The organism is Burkholderia sp. Tr-20390 (assembly GCF_017104595.1).
Taxonomy (GTDB): Bacteria; Pseudomonadota; Gammaproteobacteria; order Burkholderiales; family Burkholderiaceae; genus Burkholderia.
Genome location: NZ_JAAGPC010000024.1, coordinates 38,600 through 57,962, shown reverse-complemented (window position 1 = coordinate 57,962; position 19,363 = coordinate 38,600). Strand labels below are relative to the sequence as shown.

Sequence of the window (19,363 nt, the reverse complement as noted above, 5' to 3'; positions counted from 1 at the left end):
CCGGGTGACAATGCGGGTCGTCGTCACGATGACCCGCACCTCACTGCCCATGATCCGCCAATCGATTGATGTGTCGAACCTGACCGGCCGCGCCCGCGTGCTGTGCGCCGTGTTGGTGCTGGCTTGCGGCGCGGCCGCGGCGCACGCGCAGACGATCCCGGCCGACGCCGAACCCGAATGCCATTCGGTGTACGTCGGCCGTGCGATCACGTTGTCGGGCCGTTACGTAGTGGATTACGGCGACGAAGAGAGCGGGGAGGATGTGTGGTTCGAGGAGGACGACGCATCGGCGCGGCGCCTGCCGGGCCGTTCGCAACGCGCGGGTGAGATCCGGTTCACGAACCAGCGCGATGCACGGCGCAGTCTGCGGCTGCCCGCCGCGCAACCTGAAGGTGTATGCCGCTTCGACGGGCACGCGACGCTCGTGATTCGCGATCTGGAAACCGTGTGCCCGGGGCTGGAAGAGCCCGATCACGCGTGGCTGGTGAAGGTCGTGAAGGCCAGCCTGCCCACGCGACATGCGTGCGAGGCCGCCGCGCCATGAGGCGGGCGCGACCGCGCCGCTACTCGACGTCCTCGTCGTCCACCAGATCGCCGCCATCCGCGTCGACATCCGGCGCCGCATACGCGCTCGCCTGCTCCAGCAGCCAGCCGCGAAACAGCTCCAGCGGCTTGCTGTGGCTGAACTCCGTCGGATAGACGAGGTAGTACGCGGAATCGCCGACCGACGCCGCATCGCACGGCACCACCAGCCCGAGCTGCTGCAACTGTTCCTCGACGAAGAACTTCGGCACGAGCGCGATGCCGAGCCCGGCCGCGGCCGCGCTGATCAGCATCGTGTGCAGCTCGTAGCGCACGCCCTGCATCGTGCGGATGTCCTCGACGCCGTGCGTCTCGAACCACTGCGCCCACGCGCCGGGGCGCGTCGTCGAGTGCAGCAGCGGGTAGGCGAGCAGGTCCTCGACGCTGTGCACGGGCCCGTCGAGCAGCGCCGGCGAGCAGATCGGCACGACTTCCTCGCCGAACAGGTAGTCGGACGACGTGCCGGGCCAGGTCGGCTTGCCGTAGTGGATCGCGGCCTCGAAGTGGGTGTCCTCGAACGAGAACAGGTCGGTGCGGCTGCCCATGTTCACGCGCACGTCGGGCGTGCGGTCGTAGAAGCTCTTGATGCGCGGGATCAGCCAGTGCGACGCGAAGGTCGGCAGTACCGCGAGCTCCAGGTAGCCGCCGCCGCTGCCGTGCGCGATGATCGACAGCGTGTCGCGGTCGAGCGCTTCCAGCGCGCGGCGCACCTGCGTGCCGTACAGCTTGCCGGCGCGCGTCAGCACGACACGCTGCTTCACGCGGGCGAACAGCCGCACGCCGAGGCTTGCTTCGAGCGTCGCGATCTGGCGCGATACCGCGCTTTCGGTCAGGAACAGCTCCTTGGCCGCGTGCGTGAAGCTTTCGTGGCGCGCGGCGGCTTCGAAAGCCACGAGCGCGCCCATGTTGGGGATCTTGAATTTACGCATGATGTTCGATTCGTCTGACGATCAGGCCCATTCGGCACAAGGCGGACGGCGGGGTCGGGTAACGGCTGATAATTCCAAAAACTCATCACATATCAATTTAATCTCGCTTTACGCCCGGCTGCAACCCTTTGAATAATGCTCTCCACGCAAGGTCAGGCGCCCGTGGGGCGGCCGGCCGACGAGTTGCCGGCACGTTTGCCGGCGGTCCCCCGAGACGAGAATCCTGATGCGCAATCCGAATATCGAGAGCTTGCTGACGAAGCTGCTGGGACAGGCGAAGACCGACGCCCTGTTCTCGACCCTGAACATGCCGGCCATCCTCGAAGAATGGGAAGACGGCGTCGTGACGCGCGCGGAAATCGCGCAGGCGATGAACATGGCGCTGTTCGAAGGGCTGCTCGAACGTTCGGCGAACGGCCGTGCGTATACGGCCGAAGCGGTCGAAAGCGGCGGCTCGGTCTATTTCGACCACGGCGCGCTGCGCACGGTGCGCTGGCCGCACACCGGCGCGCTGCCGCCGGGCGAGGCCGCGTTCACGCGCATCCTGCGTCCGCTCGGCTTCCGCCTGAACGGCCGTTACCCGCTCGACAAGCTCGGCATGACCGGCCGCGCGTATGCGCATGAAGACGCACCGGACGAAATCGCGCAGTTCTTCGTCAGCGAGCTGCATCCGGAACGTTTCTCGAAGGAATTCCAGCAGGCCGTGACGAACGTCGTGAGCACGTCGCGCGATCCGCTGTCGCCGGCGGCCGTCGCGCTGCTGTGGGAAGTCGAGCGCGAAGGCTGGCTGCCGCTGGAGGCCGCGCATGCGCTGCTGCCGGAGATCGTCGGCGCGTTCGCACGCCAGCACGACCTGCCGAACGAACTCGACTACGAGACGCTGCTGCTCGAATCGGCGGAAATGGCGTGGATCGCGACCGAAGGCAATGCGTTCAACCACGCGACCGACCGCGTCGCCGACGTGTTCAAGCTGTCCGACGACGAGAAAGCGAAGGGCCGGCCGATGAAGCCGGAAGTCGAGCGCTCGCGCTCGGGCCGCGTGTTCCAGACCGCGTATCGCGCGGATACCGTCGAACGCGAATTCCGCACGCGCGACGGCGGCACGGTGAAGCGCAACGTGCCGGGTTCGTTCTACGAGTTCATCACGCGCAAGCGCACGTTCGACCAGGCGGCGCGCCGCTGGGTGACCGACCTGCGTTTCGATGCGGGCAACGCGCAGGGCATCTTCAAGATGACGGCGAACGCGGCGAAGTAACGCCGGTGAAGCGGCCAGCGGTGCGTGCGGCGGCGGCGTGATCGCCGTGCCGGTGCCGGCGGGCCGCTGCTGAAGGAAATGATGATCGATCGGGCGGGGCGCGACAGCGTCCTGCCCGATTGCGTTTGGCGGCGCGCGTCAGTCGCGCGGCGCCGTCGCGTCACGCAAGGTCCGCGCGTCGTAGCGACGGGCGCCGTCCTCCGCGGTCCCCGGCTCAACGACGCGGAACGTGGCCGGATCGGCACCGTCGATCTCGACGAGGCTCACGTAGCCGACGATGTACGCGTGCTTGCTGTCGCGCGCGAAATCGTCGTCGAGGAATTCGAGCGTCGGTAGGTGCACGCGCTTCGTCGATACCGGCCGGCGCCCGAAGAACAGCTTGTCGCCGGCGCGCAGGAAAGTCGGGTGCAGCACCTGGAACGCGCTGGCCGGCACGTCGACCTGCAGCGGCTTGCCGTCGCAGAACAGGCGCTCGCCGTCCCACGCGTAGCTGCCCTCGACATGCAGCCGAGCGGGGTCGATGCCTTTCTTGACGACACCGAGGTGAAACGCCCGCGTCGCATCGCGCGCCCAGCCGCCCGACAGCACGCGGAACGCGGCCGGATCGGCGCCGCGCAGCGGCTGCGGCTGGGCGGGCGTGAACGCGTAGAACACATTGACGCCATCGGTGAAGTAGTGCGGGCCGAGCACGCGCAGCGCATCGATCGGCTGGTCCGAGAAGCGGGTCAGCTCGATCGGCATTTCCGCACAGGTCCGGTGCGCCCAATGAATGCCGTGCGCGTCGCCGCACAGCCATTCGATCGAACCGAAATCGAACAGCGTCTCGCGCGCGGCGAAGGACGCGGGATCGAAGCCGGTCAGCGTCGCGTCCCGGAACTGCACCGTCGTGTCTGCCGCCGGCCGTGGCTGCCGATGCCACCAGTAGTCCCGCAGTTCGGGGCGCATCGTGAAGAAGCTGCGCCAGTCGTCGAACATGCGCGTCTCCTGCACCGTCTGCCGTTCGCCGGATTCGATCGGGCCGATCCGGTCGGTGCATCTCAGGTAGCCGGCCTCGTCGGGGCCGCACAGGAAGCTCGCGCGATCGATGTCTTTCGGCCGGCCGTAGTAGTACACGCGGTCGGCATCGGCGAAATAGCCGCCCGGGAAGCCGATCGCACTCGCGCCATGCGAGCCGTTGATGCGCCGGCCGTTCATGTAGATCGATTCGTCGTCGGTCGCGATGTACTCGTGCTCGCACATCTCGAACGTCACGCCGCGACCGTCGGCCGGCCGGTTCCAGGTTTCGTAGACGAGCGGCCGGAACGCGTGCGGGCTGCGCGTGCGGATCGTCCGGCCCGTGATGTAGTACGCCTGCCGCGCATCGCGCGCGTAGCGCTGGTTCAGGATCTCGAAGGTGTCGAGATCGGCGTCCTCGATCCGGTAGTAATACAACATCACCGTCGCGCTGCCGAGTTGACCTTGCACGATTACGTGTACGCCGTCGGTGAACCAGCGGCCGCCGATGCAGCGGAACGCTTGTGGACGCTCGATCGGCAGCGGCTTGCCGTCCTTGGCCCACAGCGGCAGGCCGTCCGCGCGGCGGATCACGGTGTCGCCGGCGATCGCGTAGTCGGGATGGTTGGTGTCCTGCAAGGGCGGCTGGGGCATGGCGGATGGCGCGCGGGCGTCGTGGCAGTCGCCGTAGTATGCCGTGGAACGCGGGCGGGAATGCGGGCGGCGCGCCGCTGGGTGACCGACCTGCGTTTCGATGCGGGTAACGCGCAGGGTATCTTCAAGATGACGGCGAACGCGTCGAAGTAACGAAAGGAAAGCAGGGGCTGCGTCGGCCGCGACCGATTGGCCGGCCCATGCACGAACCGCGGCCAAACTCTACAAGGGGCACCAAGTGTCGCGAGCCCGGTGTCGAACGCCGGGCTCGTCCCTCATGGCGCTGAACCTGTCATGCCGGCGTTTTTTGACGGGGCGCTTCGCCGACGCGCTCGATGACCCGTCACGTTGCGCGACGGAACAGGCGAATCACGAGCAAGAGGATCACCGCACCGATGAGGGCGATGACGATCGAGCCGAGAATCCCGCTGAAGCCGATACCGAGCAGTCCGGCGAGCCAGCCGCCGATCACCGCGCCCAGAATCCCGACAACGATGTCGATGAGCAGGCCGAAACCGCCGCCCTTGACGAGTACGCCCGCAAGCCAGCCGGCGATGGCGCCGATGACCAGCCATATGATCAAGCCATGCATGTCCATGAACGATATTCCCCTTGGATTGGCGAAATTGTTGTAAATCGGGTGGTCATGTCCTTACCGGTGGCATCGCGCACGCGGCGCAATGCCGGCCGTTTCGAAGAACGTCGGCCGGCCCCGTCGTGACGCGTTCATTGCGACGCGGCCGTTGCCGCGCTTGCCGCCTTGGCTTTCTTTGCCGCGTGGTGGTGGCCGATCGCGCAACCCGCGGCGGCACCCACTGCTCCGTGGTGCCCCGCGACGTGGCCGGCGACCCCGCCCACGGCCGCGCCCTTCAGGCACCCTGCCGCAAATCCCGGGATCGAAGCGGTCATCAAGGCGATGCAGGCGACCGATATCGAAAGCAATTTCATTGTTCATCTCCCTTGAAAACGAGTTGTTTTGATCGGCTCTGAGCGAGCCGGCACGCTCAGAAAACGTGCGTGATCAGAAAGAACAGCACCAGCAGCCCGACCGGCACGCCGAGCAGCCAGGCGATCAGGTATTTGCCCATGTCGTTGTCCTGGTGGCCGCGACGCCGTGGGCGCCGCGGCGGTTGCATTGAAGTGCGATCGAAGCGCGATCGCGTTACAGCTCGCGGTCGAATTCCTTCAACTGCTTCTCGGCTTCATCGCGAGCGATGCCGTAACGCTCCTGGATCTTGCCGGCCAGATACTCGCGATTGCCGTCGGCCACCTTCAGGTCGTCATCGGTCAACTTGCCCCACTTGGCCTTCAGCTTGCCCGAGAGTTGCTTCCACTGACCCTTGATCTTGTCCTCGTTCATCATGTGCTCCTTGTCATGCAGGGATAAAAGGCGCGGCGGCATGCCGCGCCGGGAGGTCAGGCCTTCGCCTTCAGGCCGGATGCGTCGACGTGCTTCACGCCCTTGATCGCGCGTGTCACGGCGATAGCCTTCTTCACGGCGACCTTGGTCGGCAGCACGCCGGTGAGCGTGACGACACCGTCGACCGTCTTCACGCTGATGTCGGTGCTCTTCACGCCGTCCGTGGTCGCGAGCTCACCCTTCACCTTGGTGGTGATCCACGTGTCGGTGACGGGCTGGTTCGATTCGGCCGTCATGCCGCTGTCGGTGGACGAGGCTTGCGCCTGCGCACTCGTGAGCGGTGCGGCGCAAAGCAGGAAGGCCGCGCTGGCGGCGAGCAGCGTCGAAAGGTGCGAGGTCTTGTTCATTGATGTTCTCCTTCGATGGGCGTGGTGAATGGATTGACTGCCGAGCATGGCGCGTGCCCGGATCAACGGGCGATCGGCGTGTCGTAGCCGGGCTCGCGCGGCGGCATGTCCGGACGCGGCACGTCGGGCGGCAGCGGAACCGGCGGATCGGTGCCGGGCGGCGGTTCGGGCGGATTGTCCGGGGCCGGTTCGGGCCGCGTCGGATCGGGTGTCTGATGCAGCTTCATCGTGCTTCTCCTCTGCGGTTCGGAAGGCAGCGCATGAGCGCCGATGCAGTACCAGCGTACCGATGCAAACGTGCGCGGACATCGCGCAAATTCACCTGATCGGCTAGTGCGTTTGCACGGGGCATCGAGAACGGGGAGGGGGTGCGCCTGTCGGCTGGGACGTGCGGAAAGCAGGCGCAGTGGATGCTTCGGGGAAAGGCGGGACACCGCACGATGGGGCAGGCCGTGCGCATGTACTATGACGAATAGTGCATCCGCGTCTGTCGTGCACCGGTGCGGCACGCGATCATCGCCACACGCGCCGGCCGGCGCGTGTCGACGTGGCGGCAACCGGGCCGGCAGTCATGCTGACGACAGGGACAACCATTCGATGAACGAACAGGTAAACGAACAGGCGCTGAAGTCGCATACCGATCGGCGCCAGCTGCACCAGATCATCGCGGGGCTCACCGAGGGCGTGATCCTGATCGAGCCCGACCAGCGGATCGTCTGGGCGAACGAAGCCGCCCTCGCGATGCACGGCGTGACCGAGCTGAAGGCGCTCGGCGCGACCGTCACCGATTACCGCGAGCGCTTCCGGCTGCGCTACCGGAACAACCACCCGGTGCGCGACGGCCACTATCCGATGGATCGCGTGATCGCGGGCGAGGAGTTCAGCGACGTGACGGTCGAAGTCGAATCGGCCGCCGACGAAACCGTGAGCTGGGTTCACCGCATCCGCAGCCTCGTGCTGACGAATGCGGCCGGTGAACCGGATTGCCTCGCGCTCGTGCTGCACGACGCGACCGAATGGGCGAGCGCCGAGGAGCGCTTCGAGCGCACCTTCAACGCGAACCCGGCACCGGCGGTGATCTGCCGGCTCGACGACCTGCGCTACGTGAAGGTCAACCAGGGCTTTCTGGACCTGACCGGCCACGCGCGTGACGACGTGCTCGGCCGCTCGGTGTACGAGATCGACGTGCTCGACCAGGCCGACCGGCGCGACCTCGCGATCGAGCGGCTCGGCGAAGGCGCGACGATCCCGCAGATGGAGGCCGTGCTGAAGCTCGCGGACGGCAGCACGAAGGCCGTGGTGGTCGCCGGGCAGCCGATCGACATGAACGACGAGGCGTGCATGCTGTTCACGTTCATGGATCTCGAGCCGCGCAAGCAGGCCGAGCGCGCGCTGCGGCAGAGCGAGGAACGCTTTGCGACGGCGTTCCGGATGGCGCCGGTCGCCACCGCGATCGTCACCGCCGACCGCTTCGAATTGCTCGACGTGAACGACGCGTTCGCCGCGCTGACGGGCCATGCGCAGGACGACCTGCTCGGCAAATCCGCGGACGAGATCGGGCTGTGGGCCGAGCGCGGCGCGTGGCAGCGCATCGAAGGCCGGCTCGCGCGCGACGGCAACGTGCGCAACGCCGACGTGCAGATCCGCACGCGCGAGGGCGACGTGCGCGATTGCGTCGTGTCGGCCGATCCCGTCGCGATTCACGGGCGCGACTGCCTGCTCGTCGCGCTGCTCGACATCAGCGACCGCAAGCGCACGGAGATGGAGCTCGTCTACGCGATCGAAACGGCGATGCAGGATGCATCGTGGTTCAGCCGTACGCTGATCGAGAAGCTCGCGAACGTGCGGCGCGCGAATGCGCCGGATGCGGGCGCCCAGCTGTCGGACCTGACCGCACGCGAGCGCGACGTGTTCGACCTGCTGTGCCACGGTCTTGCCGACAAGGAGATCGCCGGCCGCCTCGGGCTTGCGCCGAACACCGTGCGCAATCACGTCGCGACGATCTACGCGAAGCTCGACGTGCACAGCCGCGGCGAGGCGATCGTGTGGGCGCGCGAACGCGGGATCGTCGGCGCGGCCGATGCGAACGGCGCGCGTGGCGAGAAGGGCGGCGCGAAGGACAAGGACTGACGCCGCCGGTACGAATGCACCAGGCGCGCTGGTGCATCCGCATCTGCCGCGCGCGGCCGCCGCTTGCGATCCTGTCCACTCGGCGGTGCGACGCGGGCCGTCACGCCGCCGGCTCTCCCCCAACCATCGCAGGAGACGACCATGGACAGGAATCGCATCGAAGGCAAGCTCAAACAAGTCAAGGGTTCGGTCAAGGAAGCGCTCGGCAAGGTCACGGGCGACCGCGAGACGGAAGCGGAAGGCGTCGCTGAACAGGAGGCCGGCAAGATGCAGGAGCAGGCCGGCGAGGCGGCCGATGCGGTGCGCAAGCAGACGGGCACCGATCGGCACTGACCGATGACGCGGCGCCGCGGGCGTCGCGATGGCCGGCCGGGCCGTCATCGCCACGATGATGCGTCGCCGGCATGACCACGGCCGGCCTTGATGGCCGGGCGTCGGCGCGGCATTCCACGGTAATGATTTACCCGCGGCCCACCGTGGCGTAGGCCGCGGGCCGCCCGCGTACGCGGCACTTGATGACAAATCCTCACAACATAGTTCCGATATTTCGTTTGCTGCACGGGTATTGGCTATCCACAATCCATTCACCTCTTTCGCGATGAAAGGCTCTTCGGAGACGGAGCCGCGGCGATCGACCGGCCGGTAGCGGCGTTGCAAGACGCCTCGCAGGCGGACGACATGACCGGCACGCGGGAGGTTGCCGACGCGCGGCAGTCGCGCGTTGCATCCCGGCCCCCAGAACAAGGATTGTCATGACGTTCCGCATTCGTTCGCTTTCCGGCGTCGCATTGACCGCCGCGATCCTCGCGCTTCAGACCGGCGCGGTTCACGCGCAGGAGACGGTCGTCAAGGTCGGCGTGGCCGGCCCGCTGACGGGCGGCGGCGCTGCCTACGGCAAGGACATCGAGAACGGCGTGCGCATGGCCGTCGACGAAGCGAATGCCGCGCGTACGACGGTGGGCGGCAAGCCCGTCAAGTTCGTCGTCGCGTCGCAGGACGACCAGAGCGATCCGCGCACCGGCGTGCAGGCCGCGCAGCAGCTCGCCGACGCGCAGGTGGCCGTCGTGATCGGCCACTTCAATTCGGGCACGACGCTGCCCGCGTCGAAGATCTACGCGAAGGCCGGCATTCCGATGATCACGCCGTCGGCGACCAATCCCGACATCACGCGCGCCGGGCTCGGCACCGTGTACCGCGTGATCGCGACCGACACGCAGAACGCCGGCAACGCAGGCGCGTATGCGGCGAGCGTGACCAAGGCGAAACGCATCGCGATCATCGACGACCGCACCGCGTTCGGCCAGGGCGAAGCCGACGAATTCGAGAAGTCGGTGAAGGCGAACGGCGGCACGATCGTCGCGCGCGAATTCACGAACGACAAGGCGGTGGACTTCAGCGCGCAGCTCACGAAGATCAAGAGCACCAACGCCGATCTCGTGTTCTTCGGCGGGCTCGACGCACAGGCCGCGATGCTCGTGAAGCGCATGCGCCAGCTCGGCATCCGCGCGCAGTTTCTCGCGGGCGGCGGCGTGATGAACGCGAACTTCATCAAGCTGGCCGGCAATGCGGCGGAAGGTGCGTCCGTGTGGGAATACGGGCAGCCGCTCGCGCGTCTCGCGAAGGGCAAGGAATTCGAAACGAAATTCAAGCAGAAGTACGGCATCGACATGCTTGCGTACGCACCGTTCGCGTACGACGCGACCTGGATCGCGATCAACGCGATGCAGAAGGCGAACTCGACGAAGCCGGCCGATTTCAACGGCGCGCTGAAGGGCACGCGCTATGACGGCATCACGGGCACGATCGCGTTCACGAACACGGGCGACCTGAAGAACCCGAGCTCGACGCTGTATGAGGTGAAGAACGCCGCGTGGCAGCCCGTCACGACGAAATCGGCGGATTGAACGCCACCCGCGCGCGGACTTTCGCGGCGACGCCGGACGTGCTGAAATGCCATCAGCGATCGGTGGCGATCGCGGCGCACGCCGGCGTGGCAGCCGCACCGGTCTGCCCGCGCGACGCCGCGCGTGAAGCGGCACGAACAACCCACGGGCGCGGCCGGCTGGCCGCGCCCAATCTGTGCAACTGGAGTCAGTCGTGAGTTCTCAAGTCGTCATCGTCGGCGGTGGTGTGATCGGCAGCTCGATCGCCTATTTCCTGCGCGCCACCGATCCCACGGTTTCCGTGACCGTGATCGAGCGCGACCCCACCTATGCGCGATCGTCGTCGGCGTTGTCGGCCGCGTCGATTCGCCAGCAGTTCTCGACGCCGCTGTCGATCGAGATGTCGCTGTTCGGCATCGACTTCCTGCGCACGATCGGCGAACGCCTCGAAGTGGATGGCCATCAGCCGTCGATCGACCTGCACGAAGGCGGCTACCTGTTCCTCGCGACGCCGGCCGGCGACGCGACACTGCGCGAGAACCACGCGCTGCAGACGAGCCTCGGCGCGGACATCCGGCTGATGGATCGCGATGCGCTGCGCGCGAAGTTCCCGTGGCTGAACGTCGACGATCTCGTGTCGGGTGCGTATGGCGTGAGCGGCGAAGGCTGGTTCGACGGCTACGGGCTCGTGCAGGCGCTGCGCAAGAAGGCGCAGGCGCTCGGTGCACGCTATGTGCCGTCCGACGTGAAGGACGTGGTGCGCGACGGCCGCAAGGTGACGCACGTGGTCACGGCCGACGGCGAACGTTATGCGTGCGACACCCTCGTGAACGCGGCCGGCGCATGGACGCGCACGCTGTCGTCGATGATGGGCATCGACATCCCCGTGTATGCGCGGCGCCGCAGCATCTTCAACGTGTCGTCGCCGGCGAAGCTCACGGATTGCCCGCTGCTGATCGATCCGACCGGCGTGTATTTCCGGCCGGAAGGGCGCACGTATATCTGCGGGACGTCGCCGAGCCCGGAGCGCGACCCGGACGACCTGCCGCTCGACGAAGTCGACCACGACCTGTTCGACGAAGTGATCTGGCCGACGCTCGCGAACCGCGTGCCTGAGTTCGAAGCGCTGCGCGTGGAGAACTGCTGGTCGGGGTACTACGAGTACAACGTGTTCGACCACAACGCGATCATCGGGTATCACCCGGACCTCGACAACGTCGTGTTCGCGAACGGCTACAGCGGCCACGGGCTGCAGCAGGGGCCGGCGACGGGGCGCGGCGTCAGTGAACTCATTCTGGGCGGGCGTTACGACACGCTCGACCTGTCGACGCTCGGCTGGGCGCGCGTGCTGGAGAACCGGCCGATCGTCGAAAAGAACGTCGTGTAGCGCGGCGTGACCCGCCCGGTGTGGTGGGCGGGATTCTCCTTGTGTCTCACCTCATTGGCCCGACCGTGTCGGGCCTTTTTTGTTGCGCGCGCAATGACATGGCGCGGGTCTGCGCAGGTTACCCGACGCCGTAGACCGCGTCGCGCAGATCGAGCGTGTACGGGCCGTTCATCCCTTCGTAAAGCGTGTTCGACAGCGACACGACGGTGAGCCCTCGTGCGCGGTCGACGAACCACGAATGACCGTAGACGCCGCCCCAGCGCCACGTGCCCGGCGACTCCGGCGACAGCGCCGCGCGCGGGTCGCGCAACACGGAAAACCCGATCCCGTAACCCGCGCCGGGCAGGTCGGGCAACGCGAGGGTGCCGGTGTGGATGCGGCCCATCTCGTCGACCAGCTCGGCCGGCAGAATGGCGCCGCCACCCGCGCGCAGCGTGTCCAGTACGTTCAGCACGTCACCGGCGGTGCCGACCATCCCGGCGCCGCCCGATGCGAACGCCTCCTTGTCGAGCGCGCGCGACGGCGAGTACGTCACGCCGACGGAGCCTTCGTCGATGGGTACGGCTTCGTTCTCGGCGAGCCGGTGCGGCTGCGGCGTGTCGTTGACGTAAGGCGTCGCGAGCCGCGCGGCATCGCGTGCGACGAATCCCGTGTCGCGGGTGCCGAGCGGGCGGAGCACCAGCGCATCGACCGCATCGGCGAGCGGCTGTCCGGTGACGGCTTCGATCACCGCGCCGACCACGTCGATGGAGAGCGAATAGTTCCAGCCGGTGCCGGGCGCGTACTGCAACGGCACGCTCGCGATCCTGCGCATGTTCTCGGCGAGCGTGATCGATGCGCCATCGAGCCCGTCGGAGACGCCCGCGCGTGCATACGGGCCGGCCGCGTCGGCTTCCGCGTAGCGATAGCCGAGGCCGGCCGAATGCGTGAGCAGGTGGCGCACCTTGATCACCGGCACGCTGCCGTCACGCAGCGCCGGGCGGAACTCGGGCAGCCACTTCGTGACGTCGTCGTCGAGCGACAGCTTGTGCCGGGCAACGAGCGCCATGGCCGCCGCCGAGACGATTGGCTTCGTCACCGACGCGAGCCTGAACAGCGTGTCTTCCAGCATCGGCGTGCGTGCTTCGCGGTCGGCGAACCCGGCCGCGCGGCGATAGACGAGCTCGCCGTCGCGTGCGACCAGGACCACCACGCCGACGAGGCGTTGCGTGTCGAGTTGGCGGGACAGTACCGCATCGACGCGCTCGGCGAGCGCGGGATCGGCCGACGGCTGCTGTGATGATGCTCGGTGGGGGATCATCGAAGACTCTGTCGTGAAGGAAGAGCCCACATGGTAGGCGGCATGCGGCGGACGGGCCATTTATCCGTACATGGAACAGGGCTTCGTGGGCGTCGTGCGCTGCAACGATCGGCATGGACGGCCACCGGGCGGGCGATTCAGCCGCGGGCCGCGGCGGCTCCGTTGCAGCGCGGAGTGTCGGCCGGCGGCGGCGCGCCGTCACGCCTGCGCCGGACAGCCGACAAAATATGCCCCAAGCGGCACGCGGCCTTCGTTAGAATCTGCTTTCGTCGAGAAAATAACGCAATTGCATGGGTGCAGCGCGGTATCGCATCACGGACACTGCTCGCCCAGATTCCATCGTTCATCTTTCACCGGAGGCGAGCATGCCAGGATTACTTCCCGATGTTGACCGCGAGGGGCTCCTCGAATATTCGGTGGTGTACACCGATCGCTCGGTCAACCATATGTCGCAGCGCTTTCAGGGTGTCATGCGCGACATCTCCGGCACGCTGAAGAAGGTCTACAACGCGAAGTCCGTCGTGATCGTCCCCGGCAGCGGGACGTTCGGCATGGAAGCCGTCGCGCGGCAGTTCGCCACCAACAAGAAGTGCCTCGTCATCCGCAACGGCTGGTTCAGCTTCCGCTGGTCGCAGATTTTCGACATGGGCAGCATTCCTTCCGAGACGACGGTGCTGAAGGCGCGCCCGGTCGAAGCGGGACGGCAGGCCGCCTATGCGCCGGCCCCGATCGACGAAGTGGTTGCCGCGATCAAGGAACACAAGCCGGATCTGGTGTTTGCGCCGCACGTCGAAACCGCGTCCGGGATGATGTTGCCCGATGGGTATCTGCGCGCGGTGTCGGACGCCGTGCATGCGGTCGGCGGCATGTTCGTGCTCGATTGCATCGCGTCCGGCACGGTGTGGGTCGACATGCAGGCGAGCGGCGTCGACATCCTGATCAGCGCGCCGCAGAAGGGCTGGAGCGCGTCGCCGTGCTGCGCGATGGTGATGCTCGGCGAGCTGGCCCGCGAACGCATCGACGGCACGACCAGCACCAGCTTCGCGTGCGATCTGCGCAAGTGGCTGCAGATCATGGAAGCGTATGAAGGTGGCGGGTTCGCGTACCACGCGACGATGCCGACGGATAGCCTCACGACGCTGCGCGACGTGATGAAGGAAACCGAGGCGTACGGCTTCGACAAGGTGAAAGAGGAGCAGTTGGAGCTGGGCAAGCGGATTCGTGCGTTGCTGGCCGAGAAGGGTTTTCGGAGCGTGGCGGCGGAAGGGTTCGAGGCGCCGGGCGTCGTGGTCAGTTATACGGACGACGACGGGATTCGAACCGGGAAGAAGTTTGCCGACGTCGGGTTGCAGATCGCGGCGGGCGTGCCGCTGATGTGCGACGAGCCGGAGGATTTCAAGACCTTCCGGCTGGGGTTGTTCGGGCTCGACAAGCTGCATGATGTCGATGGGGCGGTTGGGCGGTTTGCGGATGCGCTGGAGCGGATTCTTTAAGGCGCTTGGCGGATTGGGCGAGGCAGTGGGCAGTGGGCGTGCGCGCCTGCGGCCCACTGCCTTGCTGGATTGATGGTCTTGTCTGACGTGCGCGTTCGGGTCGAGTCGCAGTTGGTTGGAACAGATGGAGCGCGGTCAAAGCTTCCGGTTCGGGAGCGTCCGACGTGACCGCAAAGATGGATCGGTTTCGGTCCGGAAAATCTCGACACGTGGGGCATCGTGTTTCCTGTCGCGGTGCGCCCGCGCTAATTCACGCATTCCGGCACCACAGGGTCGTTGCTGCCCGTGTAGACGAATCCGTCGGAGATCCATTGATTCGAGTCGAGTCGATACCAAAGCCGTGTGGCGCCCCAGTTGCCGTTCACGGAATCGCCGTACTGGTGGCACGCGAGTTGCACGGTGCGCCCATTCTCGAGCGAACCGACGACCGGCGCCGACAATGAAGGCGCGCTGCGCAGATTCGCCGGACCCGGTGCCTGTACACGTGCGCTGACGGGCGTGGGCGGATCGCCGGAATCCGCGCTCCCGTAGTTGACCAGCCATGCCTGCGGGGAGACGCGCCGCTGATTGCGAACCGCGTATCCGGAATACGGCGAAGTGCCCTCGAAGAATTGCCAGCCGCCGATCGTCATGCCATTGACGGACACGTCATTGCCATCCTTGCTCAATGAAAAATGGACATGCGGCCCCGTCGTTTGTCCGCCGCACGGCAGGCCGTTTCCGACGCTGCCGAGATATTCCCCCTGACGGACACGCGTACCGCTGTTCAGCGACGTCAGCTGGACCATGTGGTAATAAGTCGTCGCATAGCCGTTGTCGTGAACCACCTTCACGATGGCGCTGCCGTCGCGCTCGCAGCTCTTGTAAAGATAGCCGTCTCGCGCCGCCAGCACGCGGCCGTTGCCACCCGAGAAATCGAGGGAGTTATACGGCCTGCTTTGTCCGGACCAGCCGTGTGCACCACCCGTCCAATACCACCCGGCATTCGGTTCCCACGGCAACGCAAGGCCCGGTTGCGGCAAGGCAGCCGACCGTGGTGCAAGCGATGCACGTCTCGACGCCAGATTTTTCCGCTCGTCGGTCGCGAGCAGCGTGGGTGGTGCCGCGTCGAGCAATTCTCCAAACTTGCTGCTGCCCTCCACACCCGCGATCCATCGGCCATTCACGTTGCGCGCAATGAACAGCTTCGTGACGGGATCGCCGGATTCGTATTCGCGCAGGATTTGTGTCGCAGTGCCAAATACCCATCCGGAATTTTCGTCGGCCTTGATTGCCTCGACCAGGCTGTCGTCCGACCGGGCCGGCAGCTTCAACGTCCCACCCGATCGGGATTCAAGCGCCTGCCCGATCGAGCGTTGCAACGACGTCTCGATTGGCGCCGCATGCGCGATTTCGGCAAGGCTGGCTGCAATCAGCAGGATTCCAATGGAGTATTGAATCGAATTCGAGGTAGAACGATCTAATAAATTGCGCATGGTTAAATGCACCGCGGAGAGGGTTTTCAAGAAGTTCATGACGGCGCCAGCAAGCCTACATCATTTGCTAGTCATTGCAAGTAAAATGAAATATATCGGGATGCGTTTTTAAATTGGCCGATTCAGATGAAATTGTGGATGCGATCGTTTCAAAGCGATTTGACCTCTCCGGAAAGCTGAGTTGATTGATCTGGAATCACCGCGTGGGGGCGGCCTCAAATCCGAAGTTCGACACTTTCGCCATCCGTTGATGTTCGCGACCCGGACGATTTGGCCTGCATATGTCTCGCGAATCGATTTGCAACGCCACCCATGCTCGGCCTCGTGGCGAACTGCTTCCGGGTTACAGGGAATTTAACAGTCGTTGAATTGGATCGGATTGTTTATGAAAGAGAAACGATCGTGATATGGACATTTGTTAATGTTGCTTTCATCTTCCTGGAAAATATACGGCGCGGTCACTGGCCCGTACACGTTCACCGGCGATTCGGACGAAACGCCGACCGATTGCGATTACGATTGCGACGAGTGTCCGTTTGCCTCGACAGAGGAGGGCGCATCAAGGGTTCCGGAAGTATCGGTCAAGCGTATCGATGCCAGCGATAATCGACGCGCGGGCGCTTTCCTCGGTAATTTCTATTTGAACCAGCGCGTGCTCGACCAGGAGCCGTTCTACCTCGATGTCGGTTCTCTGCAGCCTGCGGCAAAACGTTAAGCCACGGGCGACGATAACCGTACCTGTGCCGCGGTTCGCAGGCATCCTTCGAACCACGGCATGACAACACCCATCACCATGAACGATCACGAGAACTTCCCGTTCTGGCTCGACCAGCCCTACAAGCTCTGCCGACGGGCCGTGCCGGGCGCGATGCAATCCGAGACGATTCCGGTCGAGGACGCGTTGACGCGCGTGACGGCGGCGGACGTTTTCGCCCCCGAGAATGTGCCGCCCGTTCCGCTTGCTGCGATCGAAGGCTATGCGTTGCGCGCATCCGATACCGCGCATGCGACGCGTGGCGCACCGGCCGAGCTCGACTTCCAGTTCAGCCGGCGCGCGCTGGCCTCGCCGGCCGGCAGTCCGGCGGCTCGCGCAATCGGCGCGCAGTGTGCGGTCGATGTCCCACCCTATTTCCCGTTGCCGGAAAATGCCGACACCGTCGTGCCGAAAAGCGACCTCGAGGTTTCGTACCGTGGCGCTCGATCGCTTCTGCTGCTGCACGCGCCGCTATCCGCCGGCCAGCATGTGATCGCACCGGGCAGCGAATTTCGGCAAGGCAGCCTGCTCCTGCCCAGGGGCAGCCGGATAACGGCCGAACGGCAGATCGCGCTGACGGCCGCAGGCGTACGCGACATCGAGGTGACGAAACGGCCGCGCATCGGCGTGGTGATTGTCGGGTATGAGCAGTGCGTACCCCGCACCGCGCGCGAGCGCTGGCAGCGGCCCGACACGAGCGGACCGTACATCCGGGCGGTACTGCAGCGCTGGGGATACGAGGTGGCTACGGTCGAGTACATCGAGCCGCCGGACATGGCACGGCCGCCGCTCGAGGTGCAACAGAACGAATACGCGTTCAAGAAGAAACTGGCCGAGCTCGCGCAGCGTTACGACCTGATCGTGGGAGCCGGGCTGCCTGCCGTGCGGCCATTTCTGGATCTGGGGCTGAATACGCAGCAGGTGTACGCCTACGACGAAACGACGGTCGACATCAAGCAAACGCCGGCCGACCGCTTCAACTTCGGACGCAGCGACAATCGCTCGCCGCCGAAGAAAACCATGCTGCCGTTCACGCGTCCGGACGGTACGCAAAGCGGGATGACGGTCCTGACCAGCTACGATCAGGCCACCCTGATCAACCTGTCGGGCCACACGGGTGCCGTGGCGATGCTGATGCACGCGATCATGCCGCGTGTGCTCGATTTGCTCGAGCACGCGGCAACACCGGGGCCTCATTGGGAGTCCGGCATCGTCGACCACGGCGTCGAGCGCGATGCCCGACTGAACGCGATGCGATGGGGCAATCTGCATCGCGGCGTCGACGGAAACCTGGTCGTCCGCCTGCTGCCATCCGAAGGCGACGGGCTGATCGGCGGCGTCGTTCGTGCCGATGTGCTCGTCGCGATCCCCGCTGCGGAATGTCCCATGGCGGCAGGTTCGTCGGTGCTGTTCCTGCGTCTCGACCGCGACCTCGCCAGTGAACCGCCGCGCCCCGTGGCGACATCCGTCGAGGCAGCCTCACCACCGTCGCCAGTGGTCGACGCCCGCGCGACGACCCGCAATATCGACGACGCACGCGGCATCGATCTTCGCGAAACATGGCAACGGCTCGAGGCAGCCTTCGCCGCCGATGCGTCACGTCTGCCGGGTGGCCTCAACGGGCCGGCGTCCGACGACGAAATCGCGGCCTTGCAGACTGCGCTGGGAACACGCCTGCCTGACGTATTCGTCGACAGCCTGCGCATTCACGATGGCCAGGCCAATTATCAGCGGAGCTGCGTGTGCCGGACGCGTAGCCGCGGCATGTGGGCCCGGAAGTCGTGCCGCCGGGTCTGATCCGCGGGCCTAGCCCGCCTCTTGGCTCGCCATGCTCTCCATCCATTGCTCGAACGCGGACACGGCGGCATCGGCGACGCGATGGGTGTTCGTCACGAGCATGTAGTCGTCAGCGCGCCATGCAGGGGATGCGATGGGACACACGAGGCGCCCCTCGGCGAGATCGCGCCTGATCAGCGGAAGCGATGCCAGCGCCACGCCGAGCCCCTCGACGGCCGCGCCCAACTGAAGATTCACGTGATCGAATTCGACGTGGCGCGCTGCCCGCAGGTCGGGCGCACCTGCTTCCTTCAACCAGTTCGACCAGGCGGAACGCGTCGTGGCCGAATGCAGCAGGGTGTGATGGCGCAGGTCGGTCACGCTCTGTATCGGATGCTGGCGCAGCAATGCGGGATTACAGGCTGGCACGCGCAGGTCGGGCATCAACGGGCGGGATACGACGCCCGCGCCATGCTCGGGACCGGAGCGAACACCGATATCGAAAGCGTCGGCGACATAGCGCAGCTTGCGCGATGTCGTCGACACTCTGACGTCGATGTCGGGGTATCGCAAATGGAAATCGGCGAGCCGCGGCAGCAGCCAGCAAAGCGCGAAGCTCATCGTCACATTCACCCGCACGACGCCTGATATCCGGTGTTTGACCGTGTTGTGGCGCAGCCGTACCACCGCTGTACCGAGGCGCTCGAACGCGTTGCTGACGTCGCTCAGCAAGGCCGCCCCTTCGTCGGTGAGCACGACACCGCGCGGACGACGGTCGAACAACGGCAGGCCGAACCAGTCCTCCAGCAGCCTGATCTGTTTTCCTACGGCCCAGTGGGTGACATGGAGTTCCTCCGCGGCGCCCGCGAAGCTGCCGTGCCTCGCGACCGCATCGAAAGCGCGCAGCGCATTGAGCGGGGGCAACTCGTCCCGATGCTTCGCGGCACTCCGGTTTTCGTTCATGACGTGACTTTTTCTCTCTGTT

21 protein-coding genes are annotated in these 19,363 nt (G+C 65.8%); 10 read left to right on the top strand and 11 right to left on the bottom strand.

Annotation, left to right across the window (positions count from 1 at the left end; all coding sequences use genetic code 11):
• Positions 1-10: 10 nt before the first annotated feature.
• Positions 11-544: a hypothetical protein gene (locus G3N98_RS09820; protein WP_241025833.1), complete on the top strand. Its 534-nt coding sequence runs from the start codon at positions 11-13 to the stop codon at positions 542-544.
• 19 nt (positions 545-563) lie between these two features.
• On the opposite strand, the gene G3N98_RS09815 is transcribed toward G3N98_RS09820, so the two are convergent.
• Positions 564-1,511, bottom strand: coding sequence for a LysR family transcriptional regulator (locus G3N98_RS09815; RefSeq protein ID WP_206148043.1), 948 nt, complete (start codon positions 1,509-1,511; stop codon positions 564-566).
• Between the two features lie 226 nt (positions 1,512-1,737).
• Here G3N98_RS09815 and G3N98_RS09810 point away from each other — a divergent pair, with 226 nt between their 5' ends.
• Positions 1,738-2,766 carry a DUF1338 domain-containing protein gene (locus G3N98_RS09810; protein ID WP_089463203.1) on the top strand — a complete coding sequence of 343 codons (1,029 nt, stop codon included), beginning with the start codon at positions 1,738-1,740 and terminating at the stop codon, positions 2,764-2,766.
• A 138-nt stretch (positions 2,767-2,904) separates the two neighbouring features.
• Here the strand turns inward: G3N98_RS09810 and G3N98_RS09805 are convergent, their stop codons facing one another.
• The 7 genes from G3N98_RS09805 to G3N98_RS09780 all read right to left on the bottom strand — a co-directional run bounded on the left by G3N98_RS09805 (position 2,905) and on the right by G3N98_RS09780 (position 6,407).
• Positions 2,905-4,413, bottom strand: coding sequence for a DKNYY domain-containing protein (locus tag G3N98_RS09805; protein WP_206148042.1), 1,509 nt, complete (start codon positions 4,411-4,413; stop codon positions 2,905-2,907).
• 343 nt (positions 4,414-4,756) lie between these two features.
• Complete coding sequence (locus G3N98_RS09800) at positions 4,757-5,011, bottom strand: GlsB/YeaQ/YmgE family stress response membrane protein (protein WP_089428349.1); 255 nt, start codon at positions 5,009-5,011, stop codon at positions 4,757-4,759.
• A 128-nt stretch (positions 5,012-5,139) separates the two neighbouring features.
• Positions 5,140-5,361 carry a hypothetical protein gene (locus G3N98_RS09795; RefSeq protein ID WP_089428348.1) on the bottom strand — a complete coding sequence of 74 codons (222 nt, stop codon included), beginning with the start codon at positions 5,359-5,361 and terminating at the stop codon, positions 5,140-5,142.
• Between the two features lie 56 nt (positions 5,362-5,417).
• Positions 5,418-5,549: a hypothetical protein gene (locus G3N98_RS40165; protein WP_256941090.1), complete on the bottom strand. Its 132-nt coding sequence runs from the start codon at positions 5,547-5,549 to the stop codon at positions 5,418-5,420.
• 26 nt (positions 5,550-5,575) lie between these two features.
• Positions 5,576-5,773: a CsbD family protein gene (locus G3N98_RS09790; protein ID WP_009694074.1), complete on the bottom strand. Its 198-nt coding sequence runs from the start codon at positions 5,771-5,773 to the stop codon at positions 5,576-5,578.
• A 56-nt stretch (positions 5,774-5,829) separates the two neighbouring features.
• Complete coding sequence (locus tag G3N98_RS09785) at positions 5,830-6,180, bottom strand: BON domain-containing protein (RefSeq protein WP_206148041.1); 351 nt, start codon at positions 6,178-6,180, stop codon at positions 5,830-5,832.
• Positions 6,181-6,242: 62 nt separating this feature from the next.
• Entirely contained in the window at positions 6,243-6,407 is a 165-nt protein-coding gene (locus tag G3N98_RS09780) for a hypothetical protein (protein ID WP_174975033.1), read from the bottom strand.
• A gap of 370 nt (positions 6,408-6,777) precedes the next feature.
• On the opposite strand from G3N98_RS09780, the gene G3N98_RS09775 reads away from it, so the two are divergent.
• The 5 genes from G3N98_RS09775 to G3N98_RS09755 all read left to right on the top strand — a co-directional run bounded on the left by G3N98_RS09775 (position 6,778) and on the right by G3N98_RS09755 (position 11,580).
• A complete protein-coding gene (locus tag G3N98_RS09775; protein WP_206148040.1) occupies positions 6,778-8,310 on the top strand; it encodes a helix-turn-helix transcriptional regulator in 1,533 nt (510 codons plus the stop codon).
• A 141-nt stretch (positions 8,311-8,451) separates the two neighbouring features.
• Positions 8,452-8,643, top strand: a complete 192-nt coding sequence (locus G3N98_RS09770; protein WP_089428345.1) for a CsbD family protein — start codon at positions 8,452-8,454, stop codon at positions 8,641-8,643.
• A 419-nt stretch (positions 8,644-9,062) separates the two neighbouring features.
• Positions 9,063-10,214: a branched-chain amino acid ABC transporter substrate-binding protein gene (locus tag G3N98_RS09765; protein WP_089474129.1), complete on the top strand. Its 1,152-nt coding sequence runs from the start codon at positions 9,063-9,065 to the stop codon at positions 10,212-10,214.
• On the top strand, positions 10,211-10,411 hold the full coding sequence (locus G3N98_RS09760) for a hypothetical protein (RefSeq protein WP_089474130.1): 201 nt from the start codon (positions 10,211-10,213) through the stop codon (positions 10,409-10,411). The genes G3N98_RS09765 and G3N98_RS09760 overlap by 4 nt, the downstream gene beginning before the upstream one ends.
• Positions 10,408-11,580, top strand: coding sequence for an FAD-binding oxidoreductase (locus tag G3N98_RS09755; RefSeq protein ID WP_206148038.1), 1,173 nt, complete (start codon positions 10,408-10,410; stop codon positions 11,578-11,580). The genes G3N98_RS09760 and G3N98_RS09755 overlap by 4 nt, the downstream gene beginning before the upstream one ends.
• 118 nt (positions 11,581-11,698) lie before the next feature.
• On the opposite strand, the gene G3N98_RS09750 is transcribed toward G3N98_RS09755, so the two are convergent.
• Complete coding sequence (locus G3N98_RS09750) at positions 11,699-12,880, bottom strand: serine hydrolase domain-containing protein (RefSeq protein WP_206148037.1); 1,182 nt, start codon at positions 12,878-12,880, stop codon at positions 11,699-11,701.
• A gap of 365 nt (positions 12,881-13,245) precedes the next feature.
• Here G3N98_RS09750 and G3N98_RS09745 point away from each other — a divergent pair, with 365 nt between their 5' ends.
• Positions 13,246-14,373 (top strand): aminotransferase class V-fold PLP-dependent enzyme, encoded by a 1,128-nt coding sequence (locus G3N98_RS09745; protein ID WP_206148036.1) that lies wholly within the window; start codon positions 13,246-13,248, stop codon positions 14,371-14,373.
• A gap of 245 nt (positions 14,374-14,618) precedes the next feature.
• Here G3N98_RS09745 and G3N98_RS09740 read toward each other — a convergent pair whose 3' ends face one another.
• Positions 14,619-15,848, bottom strand: coding sequence for a peptidoglycan DD-metalloendopeptidase family protein (locus tag G3N98_RS09740; protein ID WP_206148056.1), 1,230 nt, complete (start codon positions 15,846-15,848; stop codon positions 14,619-14,621).
• A gap of 421 nt (positions 15,849-16,269) precedes the next feature.
• On the opposite strand from G3N98_RS09740, the gene G3N98_RS09735 reads away from it, so the two are divergent.
• Both G3N98_RS09735 and G3N98_RS09730 read left to right on the top strand, forming a co-directional pair.
• The gene (locus G3N98_RS09735; RefSeq protein ID WP_241025832.1) at positions 16,270-16,563 is read left to right on the top strand and encodes a NucA/NucB deoxyribonuclease domain-containing protein; all 294 of its coding nucleotides are present in this window, start codon (positions 16,270-16,272) and stop codon (positions 16,561-16,563) included.
• A 60-nt stretch (positions 16,564-16,623) separates the two neighbouring features.
• Positions 16,624-18,399 (top strand): molybdenum cofactor biosynthesis protein MoaA, encoded by a 1,776-nt coding sequence (locus G3N98_RS09730; protein WP_241025831.1) that lies wholly within the window; start codon positions 16,624-16,626, stop codon positions 18,397-18,399.
• 9 nt (positions 18,400-18,408) lie between these two features.
• Here G3N98_RS09730 and gcvA read toward each other — a convergent pair whose 3' ends face one another.
• The gene (gcvA, locus tag G3N98_RS09725; protein WP_206148035.1) at positions 18,409-19,341 is read right to left on the bottom strand and encodes a transcriptional regulator GcvA; all 933 of its coding nucleotides are present in this window, start codon (positions 19,339-19,341) and stop codon (positions 18,409-18,411) included.
• Between the last annotated feature and the right edge of the window lie 22 nt (positions 19,342-19,363).

Excerpts from the sequence above, each read along its gene's own strand:
- G3N98_RS09820 (WP_241025833.1), top strand. The coding sequence starts at position 11 with ATGCGGGTCGTCGTCACGATGACCCGCACCTCACTGCCCATGATCCGC.
- G3N98_RS09815 (WP_206148043.1), bottom strand. The coding sequence starts at position 1,511 with ATGCGTAAATTCAAGATCCCCAACATGGGCGCGCTCGTGGCTTTCGAA.
- G3N98_RS09810 (WP_089463203.1), top strand. The coding sequence starts at position 1,738 with ATGCGCAATCCGAATATCGAGAGCTTGCTGACGAAGCTGCTGGGACAG.
- G3N98_RS09805 (WP_206148042.1), bottom strand. The coding sequence starts at position 4,413 with ATGCCCCAGCCGCCCTTGCAGGACACCAACCATCCCGACTACGCGATC.
- G3N98_RS09800 (WP_089428349.1), bottom strand. The coding sequence starts at position 5,011 with ATGGACATGCATGGCTTGATCATATGGCTGGTCATCGGCGCCATCGCC.
- G3N98_RS09795 (WP_089428348.1), bottom strand. The coding sequence starts at position 5,361 with ATGAAATTGCTTTCGATATCGGTCGCCTGCATCGCCTTGATGACCGCT.
- G3N98_RS40165 (WP_256941090.1), bottom strand. The coding sequence starts at position 5,549 with ATGCAACCGCCGCGGCGCCCACGGCGTCGCGGCCACCAGGACAACGAC.
- G3N98_RS09790 (WP_009694074.1), bottom strand. The coding sequence starts at position 5,773 with ATGAACGAGGACAAGATCAAGGGTCAGTGGAAGCAACTCTCGGGCAAG.
- G3N98_RS09785 (WP_206148041.1), bottom strand. The coding sequence starts at position 6,180 with ATGAACAAGACCTCGCACCTTTCGACGCTGCTCGCCGCCAGCGCGGCC.
- G3N98_RS09780 (WP_174975033.1), bottom strand. The coding sequence starts at position 6,407 with ATGAAGCTGCATCAGACACCCGATCCGACGCGGCCCGAACCGGCCCCG.
- G3N98_RS09775 (WP_206148040.1), top strand. The coding sequence starts at position 6,778 with ATGAACGAACAGGTAAACGAACAGGCGCTGAAGTCGCATACCGATCGG.
- G3N98_RS09770 (WP_089428345.1), top strand. The coding sequence starts at position 8,452 with ATGGACAGGAATCGCATCGAAGGCAAGCTCAAACAAGTCAAGGGTTCG.
- G3N98_RS09765 (WP_089474129.1), top strand. The coding sequence starts at position 9,063 with ATGACGTTCCGCATTCGTTCGCTTTCCGGCGTCGCATTGACCGCCGCG.
- G3N98_RS09750 (WP_206148037.1), bottom strand. The coding sequence starts at position 12,880 with ATGATCCCCCACCGAGCATCATCACAGCAGCCGTCGGCCGATCCCGCG.
- G3N98_RS09745 (WP_206148036.1), top strand. The coding sequence starts at position 13,246 with ATGCCAGGATTACTTCCCGATGTTGACCGCGAGGGGCTCCTCGAATAT.
- G3N98_RS09740 (WP_206148056.1), bottom strand. The coding sequence starts at position 15,848 with ATGCGCAATTTATTAGATCGTTCTACCTCGAATTCGATTCAATACTCC.
- G3N98_RS09735 (WP_241025832.1), top strand. The coding sequence starts at position 16,270 with ATGTTGCTTTCATCTTCCTGGAAAATATACGGCGCGGTCACTGGCCCG.
- G3N98_RS09730 (WP_241025831.1), top strand. The coding sequence starts at position 16,624 with ATGACAACACCCATCACCATGAACGATCACGAGAACTTCCCGTTCTGG.
- gcvA (WP_206148035.1), bottom strand. The coding sequence starts at position 19,341 with ATGAACGAAAACCGGAGTGCCGCGAAGCATCGGGACGAGTTGCCCCCG.